Below are 17,255 nucleotides of genomic sequence, written 5' to 3' on the forward strand. Positions count from 1 at the left end.
GAGGCGGCGACCCCCCGCCGCACCGTGAGGCCGAGGAGAACGAGATGGCTTCTCTCATCGACCGGATCAAGGGCTATGTGAACAGCCCGCAGGCCCGGCAGGCCCGCGCGCGGGCCGAGCGGGTCGCCCGCGACCCGAGGACCAGGGCGAAGGCGCGCGGCCTGCTGGCGCGCCTCCGCGGGGGACGGCGCCACTGATCCGACACGCCGTCCGATCCCGCGTCCCGACCGGGCCCGTCCCGCCGCCGTACCGGCGGTGTGGCGGGCCCGCCGGGTTCACGGCCCCTGTTGCATGTTGGACGTAGCTGCGACTTGTTTGCAATAGTGGGGATCATGGCCAACTACACGCTGCCCGACCTGCCTTATGACTATGCCGCCCTGGAGCCCGCGATCACCGGGGAGATCCTGGAGCTGCACCACGCCAAGCACCACGCGGCCTACGTCAAGGGCGCCAACGACACGCTCGAGAAGCTCGCCGAGGCGCGCGACAAGGAGCAGTTCGGCGGGCTGGTCGGCCTGGAGAAGACCTTCGCGTTCAACCTGTCCGGGCACGTGCTGCACTCGATCTTCTGGGACAACCTGTCGCCGGACGGCGGCGACCGCCCCGAGGGCGAGCTGGCCGCGGCGATCGGCGAGCACTTCGGCTCGTTCGAGGCGTTCCAGAAGCAGCTTTCGAGCGCCACCTCGCTCGTCCAGGGATCCGGCTGGGGTGTGCTGGCCTGGGAGCCGCTCGGCGAGCGCCTGGTCGTCGAGCAGATCTACGACCACCACGGCAACGTCGGGATGAACAGCACCCCGCTGCTGGTGTTCGACGCCTGGGAGCACGCGTACTACCTCCAGTACCGCAACGTCCGCCCGGACTACGTCCAGAAGCTGTGGTCGCTGGTCGACTGGACCGACGTCACGGCCCGTTTCGACGCCGCCCGCGCCGCCCGCGCCGTCTGACGGATCCGGCGGCAGGACCGTGCCGCCTCACAGACCGCGGCGTCCACCAGGCCGGGATCGTGCTCAGAACCTTTCCCTTGCGGCCCGGTGGGCGCCGCGCCTTCGTCCCGCGCGCCGCCGGCTACCGGCCGGTACCTAGACTGGCCCGCGTGACGAGCGACTACGCGCACTGGGAGACGGTGCCCACGCGGTGGAAGGACAACGACGTGTACGGGCACGTCAACAACGTCGTCCACTACTCCCTGATGGACACCGTGATCAACGAGTGGATGATCCGGACGGCCGGTTTCGACCCGCTCACCAGCGACTCGATCGCACTGTGCGTGGAGTCGCACTGCGAGTACAAGGCCGAGGTCTCCTTCCCGGACACGATCCGGGTCGGGCTGCGGATCGGCAGGCTGGGCCGCTCCAGCGTCCGCTGGGAGATCGGCCTGGTCCGCGGCTCGGACGGCGCCCTGATCGCCGAGGGCCACTTCGTGCACGTGTTCGTCGGCCGCGACACCCGCCGCCCGGTGCAGATCGCGGGCCCTGTCCGGACCGCGATGGAGAAGCTGGAGACCCCATGACCAGGACCCGGTCCGCGGTGCTCGTCGAATCCGGCCGCCCCGCCCCCTACGCGGACTCCCGCCCGGTCGAGGTCGCCGAACTGTCGCTCGACCCGCCCGGCCCCGGCGAGCTGCTGGTCCGGGTCGGCGCCGCCGGGCTCTGCCACTCCGACCTGTCGGTGCTCAACGGCTCCCGCCCCCGCCCGCTCCCCATGGCCCTCGGTCACGAGGCCGCGGGCGAGGTGATCGAGACGGGCGAGGGAACCGAGTTCGCACCCGGCGACCGCGTCGTGATGGCGTTCGTCCCGGCCTGCGGCCACTGCGCGCGCTGCGTCGGCGGCCGTCCGGCCCTCTGCGGCCCCGGCGCGAAGGCGAACGGCGCGGGCACCCTGCTCTCGGGCGCCAAGCGCTTCGCCGCCGCCGACGGCACCCGGCCCAACCACCACCTGGGCGTCTCGGCTTTCTCGGAGTACACGGTTGTGTCGGCGCGTTCGGCCGTGCGGGTCGACGCCGACCTGCCGTACGAGATCGCCGCCCTGTTCGGCTGCGCCGTCCTCACCGGCGCCGGCGCCGCGTTCTACAGCGCGCGAGTCGTCCCGGGCGACAGCGTCGCGGTGTTCGGCCTCGGCGGGGTCGGCCTCGCCGCGCTGCTGGCCGCCAAGGCCGCCGGCGCGTCCACCCTCATCGCGGTCGACGTCGTCCCGCACAAGCGCGAGCTGGCCGGACGGCTCGGCGCCACCCACACCGTCGCGGGCGGCCCCGGCGCGGTCGAGGCGATCCGCGAGATCACCGGCGGCGGCGCGGAGAAGGTGCTCGACACCACCGGCGTCGTCCCCGTCCTGGAGCAGTCCTACGCCGCGACCCGCGCGGGCGGCACCACCGTCACCGTGGGCCTGCCCGCCCCCGGCGAGCCGCTGACCCTGCCCGCGCTCAGCCTGGTCGCCGAGGAGCGCACGCTGCGCGGCAGCTACCTGGGCTCCTCGGTGCCCCGCCGCGACATCCCCCGCTTCATCGGCATGTACCGCGCGGGCACCCTCCCCGTCGACGCCCTCCTGTCGCACCGCCTCACCCTGGACGAGGTCAACACCGGTTTCGACCGCCTCGCCACCGGCGAGGCCGTCCGCCAGGTCATCACCTTCTGACCCTCCGGTCCGGGAGGTGAGGTTTGTTTCAGGTTTGTTTCGGGGCTGGGCGAGGTAAAGGAAGAGAGTTAGCTGTAGAACGCATATGTTGAGAGGACGGGTCCATGTGCGGCATCACCGGATGGGTGGACTACGACCGGGATCTCACCGCCGAGCGCGCGACCGCGCTGGACATGACACGGACCATGACACTGCGCGGCCCCGATGACCAGGGGCTGTGGATCGACCGGCACGTCGCGCTCGGCCACCGCCGGCTCGCCGTCATCGACATCGCCGGCGGCGTCCAGCCGATGACGCGCGGGCCCGCGACGATCGTCTACAGCGGCGAGACCTACAACTTCCACGAGCTGCGCCGCGACCTCGAAGGGCGGGGGCACCGCTTCCGGACGCGCAGCGACACCGAGGTGGTGCTGTACGCCTACCTGGAATGGGGCGCCGAGTTCGTCGAGCGGCTCAACGGCATGTTCGCGTTCGCCATCTGGGACACCCGCCGCGAGGAGCTCCTTCTCGGCCGCGACCGCATGGGCATCAAGCCGCTCTACTACGCGCCGACCCCGCACGGTGTGCTGTTCGGCTCGGAGCCCAAGGCGATCCTGGCGAACCCGCTGTTCACCGCCCGGATCGACGAGGAGGGCCTGGTCGAGCTGCTCACCAACACCAAGACCCCCGGGCATGGCATCTTCGCCGGGATGCACGAGGTCGTGCCGGGGCACACCGTCACCGTCTCGCGCCGCGGCGTGGTGGACCGCCGCTACTGGGAGCTGACCGCGCGCGAGCACACCGACGACATCCCGACCACCGTCCGGCACGTCCGCGAACTGCTGGACGACATCGTCCAGCGCCAGCTCATCTCGGACGTGCCGCTGTGCACGCTGCTCTCCGGCGGGCTGGACTCCAGTGCGCTGACCGCCCTGGCCGACCAGGCGCTGGGCCATGAGCGGGTGCGGTCGTTCGCCGTCGACTTCGTCGACGAGACCGGCGGCTTCGTCCCCGACGACATGCGCGACACCGCCGACGGGCCGTACGTGCACGACGTGGCCAAGCACGTCGGATGCGAGCACTCGGACGTCGTGCTCGGCAACGACCAGCTCGCCTCGCCGGAGGCGATGGCCACGGTGCTGCGCGCGAGGGACGCGCCGGCGATGGGCGACATGGACACCTCGCTGTACCTGCTGTTCGCCGAGATCCGCAGGCACTCGACGGTCGCCCTCTCGGGGGAGTCGGCCGACGAGGTGTTCGGCGGATACCGCTGGTTCCACGACCCGAAGGCGGTGGCGGCCGACCAGTTCCCGTGGGCGCAGGCAGGGCTGGGGCAGTCGTTCGAGCTGTTCTCCCCGCGGCTCCGCGAACTGGCCGTGACGTACCAGCGCGACCGCTACCACGAGGCGCTGACGGAGGTCCCGCACCTGCCGGACGCCGATCCGCACGAGCGCCGCATGCGCGAGATCTGCTACCTGCACCTCACCCGCATGGTGCGCCTGCTGCTCGACCGCAAGGACCGGATGAGCATGGCGGTCGGCCTGGAGGTGCGGGTCCCGTTCTGCGACCACCGGCTCGTCGAGTACGTCTTCAACACCCCGTGGTCGCACAAGACCTACGACGGCCGGGAGAAGAGCCTGCTGCGCGGCGCCGTCGCGGACGTGCTGCCCGAGTCGGTGGTGCGGCGCCGCAAGAGCCCCTACCCGGCCACGCAGAACCCCGGGTACGAGCAGGCCGTCCGCGACCGGCTCGCCGAGGTCGCCGCCGATCCCGCCGCGCCCGCCCGCCCCTACCTCGACCTGGACGCCGTCCGCACGCAGCTCGCCCGGCCACTGGGGCACGCGAGCATGCAGCGCGATCGCCTGCCCCTCGAACAGGCCCTGGGGATGAGCGACTGGCTGGCGGCCTACCGGCCCGAACTCATCTGACGGCCGCCCGCCCGCCCGGAGCCCGAGGGACATCACCACGTCACCGCACCGGCCGATCCACTACGGCGGTTCAGGGCGCCGATCGGGCCAGGTGGCGGTCAAATCGGAGTCATGGCCGCCAGCCGCAGGCGGGCCGCCGATGACGGGCACCCGATGCTGGCGGAGTGGATGACCAAGATGGACGGGCGCCCGCGGTTTCGGTCGTCATAGCGGGCGGGGCGAGGGCGGAGCTGCTGCGCACGGTCGCGTCCGTGCTGGGCCAGACCCTGGGCGCCATAGAGGCGGTCGTGGCCGGGACGGTCGGCGAGCCCGTGCTGAACCGGCTGGCGGGGACGGAGCGTGTCCGGGTCGTGCGGGACGGTCGGGAGGCGTCCGGGACCTACGTCATGTTCCTCGCCGCAGGGGAGACCCTGGACCGGCACGCGTGCCTGACGCTCTGCATGACGGCGGAACGGTCGGGTGCGCAGGTGGTGTCCGGATGCGGTGAGCGCACCCTCGGCCGCTGCGCGCTGGACGTCCACCACACGACCCGCGACTACATCGGCCCCCTGGAGACCAGCAAGGTCGCGCAGCACGGCGCGTCGACCGGACGGCTCTACCGGCGCGACTTCCTGGAGGAGCACGGCCTGTGGCCCGACACCGAGGCGGAGGCCGCGCGCGCGTGCACGGCGGCGGAGAAGGTCACGGTCGTTCCGCACGGTGTGCTCCGGGCGCCGCCGTTGGCGGTGTCCGGAGCGTTGCGCGCCAAGGCCGGACGGCTGGCGCGCGCGGGGACGAGCACCCGGGCCAAGCGCCTCGCCTACAGGAAGGTGCTCACGCGGCTTCCGGTCCGTAAGGGCAGCGTCGTCTTCGAGAGCGGACGGGGGCAGGTGTTCGGCGGCAGCCCGCGCGCCATCTACGAGCGGCTCCGCGCGGACGGTCATCCCGTTCACGCGATCTGGTCGTACGCGGGCTCGCGGGACGGCTTCCCCACGGACGCCAGGCTGGTCCGCCGCACATCATGGGGGTACTACTGGGCGCTGGCCCGCGCGCAGTACTGGATCGACGACCACGGGCTCCCCGGGCATCTGGCGAAGCGCTCGGAGACGACCTACATCCAGACCTGGCACGGCGCGGCGTTCGAGTTCGTCGGGTTCGACCGGCCGGAGACCAAGCTCGCCTCACGGGCGGCGCGCCGCCGCCTGCAACGGTCGATCGACCGGTTCGACTTCGTCGTCGTCGGCTCCGACCACGACCTGCGCACGCTGCTTCCGGGGCTGCGGACGAAGGCCGAGCCGCTGCCGGTCGGGCAGCCGCGCAACGACGCGCTCGTCACGGGCGGCGACTCGGAGCGCCTGGACGCCGTCCTGGACGAGCTGGGCGTGGACGGCACCGACACGCTCGTCCTCTACATCCCGGTCGACGGACGGCACGCGATGGCGCTCGATCCGGAGCGGTTCGCCGAACAGCTCGGAGACGGATTCGTGCTCCTGACGCGCGACGCGCGGAAACACGGCCCCGGCAGCCGGGTCGTCGACGTCTCCGAGGTGCAGGACCTGTGCCTGCTGATGCTGCTGGCCGACGTGCTCGTCACCGACCATGCGCCGGTGATGTTCGACTACGCGCTGCTGAACCGGCCGATGTTCTTCTACACGCCGGGACTAGAGGAGCGCGTGCGGCAGCGCGGCACGTACTTCGACCTCGCGCACGAGGCGCCCGGCCCGGTGGCCCAGGATCAGGACGCCTTGGCCGCGGCCGTGCGCGACTACCGCACGTTCGACGAGCTGTACGGCCCCGCGCGCAGGGCGTTCGCGGAGCGCTTCGGCGGATACGAGCGGGGCAACGCGGCCAAGGAGATCGTCGAGCGCTTCTTCGCCCCGCAGCGCGGATGAACACGCAGAGCGGCCCGGAGCCGCGAGACGAGCCGCACTCCCGCACCGGCCGCGAACCGGGCGACGCCGCCGCCGCCGCCGTCGCCGGCGACGATGCGCGGGCGCCGGACGGGCGTGGCCGGCGGTGGGCGGTGGTGGGCGTGCCCGCGCTGGTCGCGCTGCTCCTGGGGCTGTGGGGGACCGGGCGGCCGTCCCTGTGGGCGGACGAGCTCGCCACGGTGGACGTCGCGCGCCGTTCGGTACCGCAAATCCTGCATCTGCTCCGGCACGTCGACGCCGTGCACGGCGCCTACTACCTGCTGATGCACTGGTTCGTGGACGTGGCCGGCTTCTCGTCCACGGCGGTGCGGCTGCCGTCGGTGGCGGCGACCGTGGTCGCGGCCGGGGTGCTGGCCGCGCTGGGACGGTCCCTGGCGGGGCCGCCCGCCGGGCTGCTCGCGGGGCTGGTCTTCGCCTGCACGCCGGTCGTCAGCCAGTACGCCCTGGAGGCCCGTTCCTATGCGCTGGTGACATGCGCTGCCGTCCTCGCCACGTACGCGTTCGTGCGCGCGCTCCGCTCAGGCGGGATCGTCTGGTTCGCGGTCTACGGCGTGCTGCTCGTGGCGGTCGGGGCCCTACAGATTTTCGGCTTCCTCCTGGTGGCGGCGCATCTGCTCACGGTGGTGGCCGTCCGCCGTACGTGGCGGGTGCGGCTCGCCTGGCTGGTGAGCGTCGTCGTGGCGGGCCTGCTGCTGGTGCCGCTGGCATGGGTGGCGTCGGGGCAGCGGTCGGCGGTCGAGTGGATTCCCGATCCGGACGTGGCGCATCTATGGGCGTCGGTGTGGGGAGTCACCGGAAGCGTCGCGGCCGTGGTCCTGATGGGGGCGCTGTGTGCGGTGGCGCTCGTGCGCGCGCGTGCCGGGGAGTTGGTCAGGGTCACCGTGCCGTGGGCGGTCGTCCCTCCGGCAGCGTTGCTGGCCGCGTCATTGGCCGAGCCCGTGTTCGTGGCGCGATACCTGCTGTTCTGCGTCCCGGCGGTGGCCCTGCTGGTGGGCGCGGGGCTGACCGTCCGGCCCCGTCTGGTCATGGTCCCGGTGGGGCTCGCCCTGCTGGTGGTGACCGCGGTCGTCCAGCCGACCCTTCGCAGGCCCGACAGCAAGTGGCACGACGTCACCCCGATCGTGCGCGTGCTCAAGGACGAGGCGCGGCCCGGGGACGCGTTTCTGGTGGCGCCGTCCGGGATGAGGTCGCTCTCCAGCGCGTACCCGCAGGTGTTCGCCGGGTTGTCGGACATCGCCCAGCGCAGTACCGGTGCCCATGACGGGACGCTTCACGGCCGTGAGGTGGGCGGAAAGGAACTGGCCCGCCGCCTGAGGAACGCCGACCGCGTGTGGGTGGTGCGCCGCATCAACGGGAACCGTCGCGTGGTCGCGCTCATGCGCAAGCGTGTCGCGATGGTGCGGAAGGCGGGACTGAGGCATCGCGTCGGACGCTGGACCGCCAAGCGGATGCGGCTGACCCTCTACGTCCGCCCCGACTCCACCGACACGTCCGGCGACACGTCCGCCGACTTCTCGAAGCCGCACGGGATCGGGAAGTAGCTCCCCAGGAAGCCGACCGTGGCCCGCCACTTCTGCGTCTCGGTCAGGTCGCCCGACGCCATGTCGTTGAGGCAGAACGCGTCGCGGTCGCGCAGCGTCAGCAGCCTGGTGAGCGTGGGCATGCTGGTGCTGTGGCTGAGCGGGACGGTGTCCACCGAGAGCGATCCGGGCACCGCCTTCCCGGTGCACAGCGCGTAGTAGTGGTAGAGCGACGACACCAGGGAGATGTCCTCGGTGGACCGGATCCTGCTGCGCGCCGTCGCGGCGACCTCTTCGGGGAACCGCCGCTCGATCTCGTTCAGCACGCTGCGCCGCAGGGCGTAGGGGGCGTGCTTGAGCGCCTGGACGGGAGTACGGCCGAATTCGCGTTCGATCAGGGCGCGGTTGTTCTTCGCGGCGGCCAGCCAGGTCGCGTCCTTCCCCGTGCGGGGGCTCATGGGAATGGTGGTCGAGGACGGGAAGAACTTGGTCAGCCCGTTGGAGTGGAAGAAGTGCGCGGGCGTGAGCGGCCGGCCTAGGAAGAAGTCGTCGTTGAGGTAGAGGAAATGCTCGGCGAGCCCCTCGATGTGGTGCAGCCGGGTCTCGATCGCGTGCGAGTTGTAGGTGGGCAGCGCGTCCGGGTCGGCGAAGACGTCGCGGTGGTCGACGACGGTCACGTCCTGGTGGGCCGTGTCGAGCCACGGCGGTGTCTGCCGGTCGGTGACGATCCAGACGCGCCGGATCCAGGGCGCGTGCATCGCCAGTGACCGCAGCGAGTACAGCAGCTCGTCGCGGCTGCTGTAGCGGCTCTCGCCGCCGTCGGCCTTGGCGGGTTCCGGTCCGTTGCCGAGCGCGGCCCGCCTGCGCTCCAGCCAGGCGGGGTCGGCGCCGTCCACCCAGGTGTAGACGGCGTCGATGGGGAAGGTCACGTCGTCGGCGAGCGGCCGGGTGAACGCCTCCAGCGAGGGATAGGCGCGCTCGCCCACGGTGAGGTCGGCGGGCCGCAGCGCCTCGGCGGGCACGGCGTTCCCGATCAGGGTGGGCCGGAGCGGGACGCGGCCCCCGTCGGCCGTGACCGCCCAGAACTCCAGGTCGCAGCCGTGGTCCTCGCCGAACTCCAGCGTCCGGGTGGTCGGCGCGATGACGTGGAAGATCCGCAGCCCGCCCGGGACCGGCCAGCTCTCGACGTCGCCGACCGGACCGGACGGCGGCGTGCCCGGCGCCGCCTTGAGCGGCTGCGCGTACACCGGCTCCTCGCCGTAGTGGCGGGCCAGTACGGCCAGTGCCTCGGCCCTGTGGTCCTCCGTCACCGCGACGCGATGTCTGAGCCCGCGGTCCCGCAGCACCAGGAAGGGAACATTCCCGTCGCGCAGAGCCTCCGTGACGGTCTCCAGGTTGAGGCGGGCGACGTCATGGGGGCCGAGGTCGTTCCTTAGCTGGACGAGCCGTTCGCCCTGGCGGGCGTGTACTGCGGGGACGAAGCCGCCGACCGTCCGGGCGGTGTGCGCCGCCAGGCGGTCCGCGGCCCCCTCGTGCGCCGCGAGCGCGCGCGCGAAGAGCTCGGCCCGGCGGGCGGTGTCGCGCTCGGCGGTCAGGGACCGCGCCGTGATGAGCGCGTCCATGCCGAGCCGCAACCGGGTCGTCTCGTCGCCCATCAGCCCGGCCAGCCCGGCGGCCAGCGCGGCGACGCCGGGCTGGACCAGGTGGCCGTTGACGCCGTGGGAGACCAGCTCCCCGGCGCCCGGGTGCGCGTAGGCGATCACCGGCACCCCGGCGGCGAACGCCTCGGCCCGGGCCCGTCCGGAACCGGCGGACGCCCCGGTCACCACGCGCACGCTGCACTTGGCGATCTCGTCGGCCAGGCACGGCGCCGGGCCGAGCAGGTGCACCTGGTCCTGGAGATCCAGTGACTCGACCAGCCGGGCCAGGCTCCGCCGGGCCGGCCCGTCCCCGAAGATCCGCAGGGACCAGTCCGGGAACCGGTCCGCGATGGACGCGAACGCGCGGATCGCGTCGCCCGCGCGCCCGTCCTTGGTGAGCCGGTCGGCGAGCACGACCGTCCGGGCGGCCAGCGAGGAGCGCAGCCGGGGCCCCGGCGGCAGCGCCCAGGGGACGGCCTCGACCAGCGGCGCGGCGGCGCCCAGCGAGGCGGTGAACCAGCGCGCCGCGTGCTCGGTGGCGGTGATCAGCAGGTCGAGCCGGGGCGCGGACGCCAGCAGCGGCTCGTCCCGCGCCGTCCACGTCTCGGGGGCCAGACCGGTCTGGTGCACCAGCGCGGTGGCCGGGGGCGCGATCCGCACGGCCAGCGCCAGCGTGGCGGGGGCGGCCGTGACCAGGACGCCGGGGTCGACGGCCGCCGCGCCGCCGGCCCGCGCCTCGACGATGCCGAGGATCCGGACGTCGTGGCCGGCGCGGAGCCGCCGGGCCTGCTCCAGCGCGGCCTGTTCGGCCTCGCCGGCGGCGTCGGCCGAGGTGACGAGGTAGGTGATCTTCACGCGGTCTCCTCGGGAACGGAGCGGGTGAGCAGCAGCCGGCCACGGGCGGAGTAGCGCGGCCGGACGCGCAGCGGCGGCCGGCCCGCCGCGGTGTGGATCAGCCGGGCGGGGTAGCGGATCGCCCGGTCCGGGCGCCGCAGGCCGTCGAGGTAGCGGCCGACCGGCAGCGCGGGCGCACCGTCGACCGCGAGGGTGAACCGCCATTCGGGCGCCGCCGTGATCGCCTCGCCGGGGACGGTGAAGGTGAAGCGGCCCTCGCCCAGCACGACGGGCAGCCGGGTCCGCCCGTCCCGGTGGACCATCTCCACGACGGCGGGGCCGGGCCGGCCCGCGGCGATCAGCCGGCCGGAGACGGTCACCCCGTCCCAGCCGGTCACGACCCTGGTGACCTGGGCGCGCGGCGTGGCCGGGGTGAGGGTCAGCGACGTCCGCCCGCGCGTCGTGGCGCCGAGGACGTACCCGGTCCCGGTGTCGGGGCAGCGGGCGGCGGCGCGGGTCGGGCCGCCGGACGGGCGGCGCGGCGGCGGCCCGTAGACCGGATGGCGGCTCGCCCCGCCGTCGACGTGCCGCAGCCGCAGGTGCAGCAGCCACCTGCCGGGCCCGGGGTCGGCGAGCGCCGCGAGGTTCAGGGCGGTCGCGGCCGAGCGCGGCCCGTCCCGGTGCAGCCGGACGGAGTGCTCGTGCCCGTCCCTGGTCAGGACGAGGTGGACGGTGATCGGCCGCGGTCCGGCCGAGCGCGGCAGGCGCACCCGCACGTTCAGCGACACACCGTCCTGGACGACCAGCTCCTCGATCGTCGCCACCGGCAGGACGCGCAGTGCCGAACGCGCGCACCTCGCGCGCAACCGCCGCGCCTCGCGCGCCGCCGCCGTGGCGGCCCTGGCGGCCAGGCGCGACTCCCGGGTGAGAACGCGACGCAGCATGAGCACTCCGATCACTTCCGCCGGAGCGTAGGCACCGCCGGGCCGGAATACCGTGTTCGCCACCGCTCCTTACCATTTCTTTACCTGTGCGCCCGGTGGCCGTGTGATTCCGGTTTTATCGGAAGGTGCGAGGTATGTCACTCCAAGGCGGCCTAAAATGTTTTTCCGTTATGCCTATTCCCGGTTAGTTTCACCCTCGAAATGTCCATGTCCACTGTGATGGGCGTGCGGCAGGAGGGGGCGATATGGACGGCGGGCGCGACCTCTTCCTCGTCTGCAACAACGTCGAGGTGCTGGGCGGCGTGCAGACCTGGGCGCACTTCATGGCCCGCCTGTTCACCGGCCGCGGCCACCGCGTCCACGTCGTCGGGATCATGCATCCGAAGCGCACCCACGACCACGGCGCGGACTTCCCCTACGCGACGACCGTCCTGCACCCGCACTTCCCCGGCGGAGGCTGGAAGCCGAAAGGGCTCCGCGACCTGACGAGCCCGCGCGCCCGCCGGCTCCGCTCCGAACGGCTGCGCGGGGCGGCGGGCCTCGCGGCGCTGCTGCGGACGGCGCGGCCGGGCGGCATGGTGATCGTCGCCGAGGTCTGGGCGATGGAATGGGTCCGGCGGGCGGCGCCCGGCCACCTCAAGGTGATCGGGATGGTGCACGAGTCGCACGCCGCGTGCCGCCTCGCCGGCCGGCACGACCGCGTCCTGCGGCACTTCGCGGACGCCGACCGCTTCCTGACCCTCACCCTCGCCGACGCCGACGCGTTCGCGCGCGACGGCATGGCCAACGCCGACTTCATCCCCAACGCGCTGCACGTCGTGCCCGCGCGGCACGCGGAACTGGACGCGCCGGTCGTCGTGCGGCTCGGCCGCCTCGACTACGACAAGGGCCAGGACCTGCTGCTGGACGCCTGGTCGAAGGTCGCGCCGCGGCGTCCCGGCTGGACGCTGCGGGTGCACGGCTCCGACAAGTGCGACGGGAAGGAGGAGCGGCGGCTGGCCAGGATGACCGAGGAGCTCGGCCTCACCGGCAGCGTGCAGTGGCCGGGCCCGACCCGCGACATCGAGACCGCGCTGTGCGCCGGGTCGGTCTTCGCGCTCACCTCCCGCGAGGAGGGGTTCCCGATGGCGATCCTGGAGGCGATGGCGTACGGGCTGCCGTGCGTGGCCTTCGACTGCGCCCCGGGCATCGGCGAGCTGATCACCCACGGGGTGGACGGGCTGGTCGTCCCGGCCGGCAACACCACCGAGTTCGCCGCCTGCCTGCTCCGGCTCATGGACGACGCGGAGCTGCGCCGGAAGATGGGCCGCGCCGCCCGCGCCTCGGTGCAGCGCTTCGCGCCGGACGCCGTCGCCGGCCGCTGGGAGGAGCTGTTCGCCTTCCTCAGCTGACGGCCCGCGACCCGGGCCGTCGGCACGCGACCCCAACCACCTTCGACTGGAGGCAGCGCCCATGTCACCCGAGCTCAGCATCGTCGTCCCGTTCTACAACGTGGAGGACTACCTGGAGGAGTGCCTGGCGTCGCTGGCCGGGCAGACCCTGACCGACATCGAGGTCGTCATGGTCGATGACGGGTCGCCGGACGGCAGCGTGCTGATCGCTGAGGAGCAGGCGGCGCGGGATGCGCGCTTCGTCCTCGTCCAGCAGGAGAACCAGGGGCTCGGACCGGCCCGTAACACCGGGGCGCTGCACGCGACGGGCGAGTACCTGGCGTTCGCAGACAGCGACGACGTCGTCCCGCGCTACGCCTATGAACGGATGGTCGGTTCGCTGAAGGAGACAGGGTCCGATCTGGTCAGCGGGGACGTGCGCGTGTTCAACGCCGAGCGCTCCAAGCGGGCGAAGTTCTACGGCGAGGCGTTCGGCGCTACCCGGCTGCGCACGCATGTCACCCGCGACCGCGAGCTGCTGCACGACCGGACGGCCTGGAACAAGGTCTTCCGCCGGACGTTCTGGGACGCGCACGGCTTCACGTTCCCCGCGGGCGCGTACGAGGACGCGCCCGTCACCCTGCCCGCCCACGTCCTGGCCGAGAGCGTGGACGTGCTGCGCGAGGTCGTCTACCACTACCGGCAGCGGCAGGCAGGTGAACGGTCCATCACGCAGAGGCGCACCGAGGCGTCCAACCTTGAGGACCGGGTCGCCTCGATCCGTAGCGTGTCGGGCTTCCTGCGGGAGGCGGCGCCCGCGCTCAAGGACGCCTACGACCTCACCACCCTGGACGACGACCTGTCGATCTTCATCGACGTCGCCGAGCAGGGCGACGCCGACTACCGGAACCGGCTGTGCGCCATGGTCGGCCGCTACCTCCAGGACGTGGAGCCGGCGCTCCTGGCCCGGCTGCCGGCGATCAAGCGGCTGAAGTACCACCTGGCCCGCGAGAACCGGCCCGCCGACCTGGTGGCCGTCCTGGAGTACGAGCGCACCGGGCTGCCGGTGACGCCCGTCCGGACGGGCGGCCTGCTGCGCCGCCGCCGGTACGCGGGCCACCCGTTCCGCGACGACCCCGTCCGGGCGATCCCGGACTCGGTCTACGACCTCACCGGCGAACTGCGGCTGCACGCCCAGGTCGACGAGATCGCCTGGCGGCCGGACGGCGTGCTGTGCCTGACCGGCCACGCCTACATCCGCGGGCTCGACATGACCCCGGACGACGGCATCGAGGTCTGGCTCCAGCACGCCCGGACGCGGCGCCGCCACAGGCTGCGGGTGCGCCGTGCCGTCCGGCCCGAGGTGACCGCCAACTCAGGGCAGCCCGCCGCCTGCTACGACGGGTCGGGCTTCGCCGTCGACATCGATCCCGCCGCGCTGAAGTCGGTGCCCGGCTGGAAGAACGCCGACTGGCGGCTGCACGCCGCCGTCCGGGTCGGCAGGGGTCGCGACCGGCTGCGCCTGTCCGCGCCCGTCGAGCGGTGCGGTGCCGCCGCGCAGTGGCCGCGCCTCCGCTCGCTGTCCGGACGGGTCCGCGTGCAGGTGGTGCAGACGGACGACCAGGGGGTCGTGCTCCGCTTCCGGCAGGTGAAGGCCCTGGTGACCGGGCACCGCCTGGACGGCGACGTGCTGGAGCTGACCGGTTCGGTGACGGGCGCGACGTCCGGCGACGACACCGTCACGCTCGCGTCCAGGGAACGGGGCACCAAGACCACCATCCCGGTGCGCCACGACGTGGGCGACGGCGGCGCGACGACGTTCCGGTTCCGGCTGCCTCTGGCGGAACTGGTACCGGACGAGCCGATGGACGACGCGCACGACCGCATGCACTGGGACCTGTGGCTGCACGCGCGCGGCCGGAAGCTCCGGCTGGCGGCCTCCGAGGACCTCGCCGAGTCGGCGCACGCCGTGGCGGGCCGGGAGGTCATGCTGACCCGCACCCGCTACGGCAACCTGACCCTGCTGGAGGGCGTCCCGCAGCTCATGGTCCGTGACCTGGCCTGGGACGGCGACCACCTGGTGATCTCCGGCGAGTACCCCGTCCCGACGGCGACGCCCGGCCCGGCTGGGCCCGAGACGGGCGAACACGGCGCCGGTGTGCCCGACACGGGGGGACGCGCCGCGAGCCTTCCAGACGCCCCGACGGTCCCCATCGCCCCGCCTCCCGTCGCGGGGGCGTCCGCCGTGCCGGACCGGCTCGTGCTGCGGCGGCGCCGCACCGGGGTGCGGCACGCGTTCCCGCTCCGCTGGGCCGGGGACGCCCGCTTCGAGGCCCGGCTCGACCTCGCGGCGATCACCACGCTCGCCGGGACGCTGCCGCTGGCCTCCGGCACCTGGGACGTGCAGGCCGCCGACGCGTCCGGGGCCGAGGTCGGCGTGACCGTCCGCCGCGGCTGCCTGGCGGGCCTGCCGCCGGGACGCGACGTCGCCGCGCACAACTACCGGCTGTGGCCCGCGCGCGGCGGCGAGGGGCTCCAGCTCAGCGCGCGCGTAGCCCGGCCCGACGACGAGCGCGGCCCCTACGCGCAGCGGCTGCTGTGCGAGCGCGAGTACCCCGTGTTCCTGCGGCGTCCGCGCCGTGACCTCATCGTCTTCGAGAGCTACTTCGGCTGGCAGTACTCCTGCAATCCCAAGGCGCTGTACGAGGAGTTCCGGCGGCGTGACACCGGCCACGAGCTGGTGTGGGTGATGGGCGACCAGCACTTCCGCCCTCCCTCCGGGGCGCGCACGGTGCAGCGGCACGGCCGCGAGTACTACGAGGCGACCGCCGCGGCCGAGATCGTGGTCAACAACGTCGCGCAGCCGACCACCTACCGGAAGCGGATCGGCCAGCTCTACGTGCAGACCTGGCACGGGACGCCGGTCAAGAGCGTCGGGTTCGACATGAACTGGTCCCGGATGGAGCGCCGCGACCAGCGGCTCCGCGAGCTGACCGACGACGTGGCCCGCTGGGACCTGCTCCTCACGCAGAACCCGTTCAGCACCGAGACCATGCGCCGCGCCTTCCGCTACGGGGGCGAGATCCTGGAGACCGGCTACCCGCGCAACGACCTGGCGCACGGCCCGGACCGGGACCGGATCCGGGCCCGCGTCCGCGCGCGGCTCGGCCTGCCCGACGGCAAACGCGCCGTCCTGTACGCGCCCACGTGGCGCGACCACTTGCAGACCACGAGCGGCGGGCTGGACCGGCACCGCCTCGGCCTCGATCTTGATGAGGCCGCGGCGGCGCTCGGCAAGGACACGGTGCTGCTGCTGCGCAGCCACCACCTGTTGAACGCGCCGATCCCCGCCGGGCACGAGTCGTTCGTCCTGGACGTCACCCGCTACCCCGACGTCACCGAGCTGTATCTGGCCGCCGACGCGCTCGTCACCGACTACTCCTCGGCGATGTGCGACTTCGCCGGGCTGGGCAAGCCGATCCTGCTGTTCGCCCACGACCTGGACGCCTACCGCGACGAGATCCGTGGCCTGGAGCTCGACCTCACCGCGACCCCGCCCGGGCCGATCCTGCGGACGTCCGGCGAGCTGGTCGAGGCGCTGGCCGACCTGGACGGGGCGGGCGCCGAGTCGTCCGGCCTGCTGACCGAGTTCGCCGAGACGTTCTGCCCCCACGACGACGGCGCCGCCGCCGCGCGCGTGGTGGACCGGCTGCTCGAACTCACCGGCCGGCACCAGCGCATCGAATGATCCGTCCCGGACGCGCCAAGGTTTGCGCGACCGATCCCAAGTTCAGGACGAACCGAGGCCGCGGGTCTGGCAGTCTCCCCGCATGGGGGTCCTGTTCGACTACTTCAGCGCGGTGTCCGACGACGAGGCCGCGCAGGTCGCCGGGTGGCCCGGCGGTCCGGGCTGCCCGCCGCCCGGGTGCCCGGCCAAGGACTTCGTGGTGACCAAGATCGACGTCTGCGCGCAGCTCGGCAGGCTGGAGTCGCTGCTGACCGGGCGGTCCTACGACGAGATCACCCGGCGCCCGCTGCACGCCGGTGAGGTGGCGCTCCACCCCGACCGCGGCGTGATGACCGTGACCGACGAGTTCTCCACCGCGCTGGCCACGGCCGGCGACGACCGGCTCGCGGCCGTGGCCGGGCCCTGGGCGCGCACCGACGAGTTCTGGGGCGCCGCCGACCCGGTCGAGCTGGAACTCCTCTTGCGCGAGCTCCGCGGCCTGGCCCGCCGGGCCCATCAGAACGGAATGCGCCTGTACTGCTGGCTGTCCCTGTAGCAGCGGCAATTCCGTCCTAATTAATTCACCGCGCTTGATCAAGCTTGTCAAGGTGATAGTCAAAGTCGCGCGGAGCGTCGGTTGTGCTCTGCCATGCTGGAGATGCGGTAAGAGGACCACGGCCGCTCCGCGCCGACTTGATCGGTGTGCGCGGATTCTTCGGCCGGGCCGGAAATGTCGATATCGAATTGACCTGACGGTCTTTAGTTCCGCTCT

12 protein-coding genes are annotated in these 17,255 nt (G+C 73.0%); 10 read left to right on the plus strand and 2 right to left on the minus strand.

Annotation, left to right across the window (positions count from 1 at the left end; all coding sequences use genetic code 11):
• Positions 1–44 precede the first annotated feature (44 nt).
• The 7 genes from OHA34_RS25080 to OHA34_RS25110 all read left to right on the plus strand — a co-directional run bounded on the left by OHA34_RS25080 (position 45) and on the right by OHA34_RS25110 (position 7,989).
• Entirely contained in the window at positions 45–197 is a 153-nt protein-coding gene (locus tag OHA34_RS25080) for a hypothetical protein (RefSeq protein ID WP_285939191.1), read from the plus strand.
• Positions 198–332: 135 nt separating this feature from the next.
• Positions 333–944, plus strand: a complete 612-nt coding sequence (locus OHA34_RS25085) for a superoxide dismutase (RefSeq protein ID WP_285939190.1) — start codon at positions 333–335, stop codon at positions 942–944.
• Between the two features lie 149 nt (positions 945–1,093).
• On the plus strand, positions 1,094–1,510 hold the full coding sequence (locus tag OHA34_RS25090) for an acyl-CoA thioesterase (protein ID WP_329519085.1): 417 nt from the start codon (positions 1,094–1,096) through the stop codon (positions 1,508–1,510).
• Positions 1,507–2,631 (plus strand): zinc-dependent alcohol dehydrogenase family protein, encoded by a 1,125-nt coding sequence (locus OHA34_RS25095; RefSeq protein WP_329519086.1) that lies wholly within the window; start codon positions 1,507–1,509, stop codon positions 2,629–2,631. The genes OHA34_RS25090 and OHA34_RS25095 overlap by 4 nt, the downstream gene beginning before the upstream one ends.
• A gap of 104 nt (positions 2,632–2,735) precedes the next feature.
• Positions 2,736–4,538, plus strand: coding sequence for an asparagine synthase (glutamine-hydrolyzing) (asnB, locus tag OHA34_RS25100; protein WP_285939186.1), 1,803 nt, complete (start codon positions 2,736–2,738; stop codon positions 4,536–4,538).
• 164 nt (positions 4,539–4,702) lie between these two features.
• The gene (locus tag OHA34_RS25105; protein ID WP_285939185.1) at positions 4,703–6,409 is read left to right on the plus strand and encodes a bifunctional glycosyltransferase/CDP-glycerol:glycerophosphate glycerophosphotransferase; all 1,707 of its coding nucleotides are present in this window, start codon (positions 4,703–4,705) and stop codon (positions 6,407–6,409) included.
• Entirely contained in the window at positions 6,406–7,989 is a 1,584-nt protein-coding gene (locus OHA34_RS25110; protein WP_329519087.1) for a glycosyltransferase family 39 protein, read from the plus strand. The genes OHA34_RS25105 and OHA34_RS25110 overlap by 4 nt, the downstream gene beginning before the upstream one ends.
• On the opposite strand, the gene OHA34_RS25115 is transcribed toward OHA34_RS25110, so the two are convergent.
• Both OHA34_RS25115 and OHA34_RS25120 read right to left on the minus strand, forming a co-directional pair.
• The gene (locus OHA34_RS25115) at positions 7,911–10,463 is read right to left on the minus strand and encodes a stealth conserved region 3 domain-containing protein (RefSeq protein ID WP_329519088.1); all 2,553 of its coding nucleotides are present in this window, start codon (positions 10,461–10,463) and stop codon (positions 7,911–7,913) included. The genes OHA34_RS25110 and OHA34_RS25115 overlap by 79 nt on opposite strands.
• Positions 10,460–11,386, minus strand: coding sequence for a hypothetical protein (locus OHA34_RS25120; protein ID WP_329519089.1), 927 nt, complete (start codon positions 11,384–11,386; stop codon positions 10,460–10,462). The genes OHA34_RS25115 and OHA34_RS25120 overlap by 4 nt, the downstream gene beginning before the upstream one ends.
• A 245-nt stretch (positions 11,387–11,631) precedes the next feature.
• On the opposite strand from OHA34_RS25120, the gene OHA34_RS25125 reads away from it, so the two are divergent.
• From OHA34_RS25125 to OHA34_RS25135, 3 genes are all read left to right on the plus strand, one after another.
• Entirely contained in the window at positions 11,632–12,777 is a 1,146-nt protein-coding gene (locus OHA34_RS25125; RefSeq protein ID WP_329519090.1) for a glycosyltransferase, read from the plus strand.
• A gap of 61 nt (positions 12,778–12,838) precedes the next feature.
• Positions 12,839–16,504 carry a bifunctional glycosyltransferase/CDP-glycerol:glycerophosphate glycerophosphotransferase gene (locus OHA34_RS25130; protein WP_329519091.1) on the plus strand — a complete coding sequence of 1,222 codons (3,666 nt, stop codon included), beginning with the start codon at positions 12,839–12,841 and terminating at the stop codon, positions 16,502–16,504.
• Positions 16,505–16,586: 82 nt separating this feature from the next.
• Positions 16,587–17,039 carry a hypothetical protein gene (locus tag OHA34_RS25135; protein ID WP_285939177.1) on the plus strand — a complete coding sequence of 151 codons (453 nt, stop codon included), beginning with the start codon at positions 16,587–16,589 and terminating at the stop codon, positions 17,037–17,039.
• Positions 17,040–17,255 lie beyond the last annotated feature (216 nt).

It is taken from the genome of Spirillospora sp. NBC_01491, from assembly GCF_036227065.1.
GTDB classification, from domain to species: Bacteria; Actinomycetota; Actinomycetes; order Streptosporangiales; family Streptosporangiaceae; genus Spirillospora; species Spirillospora xylanilytica.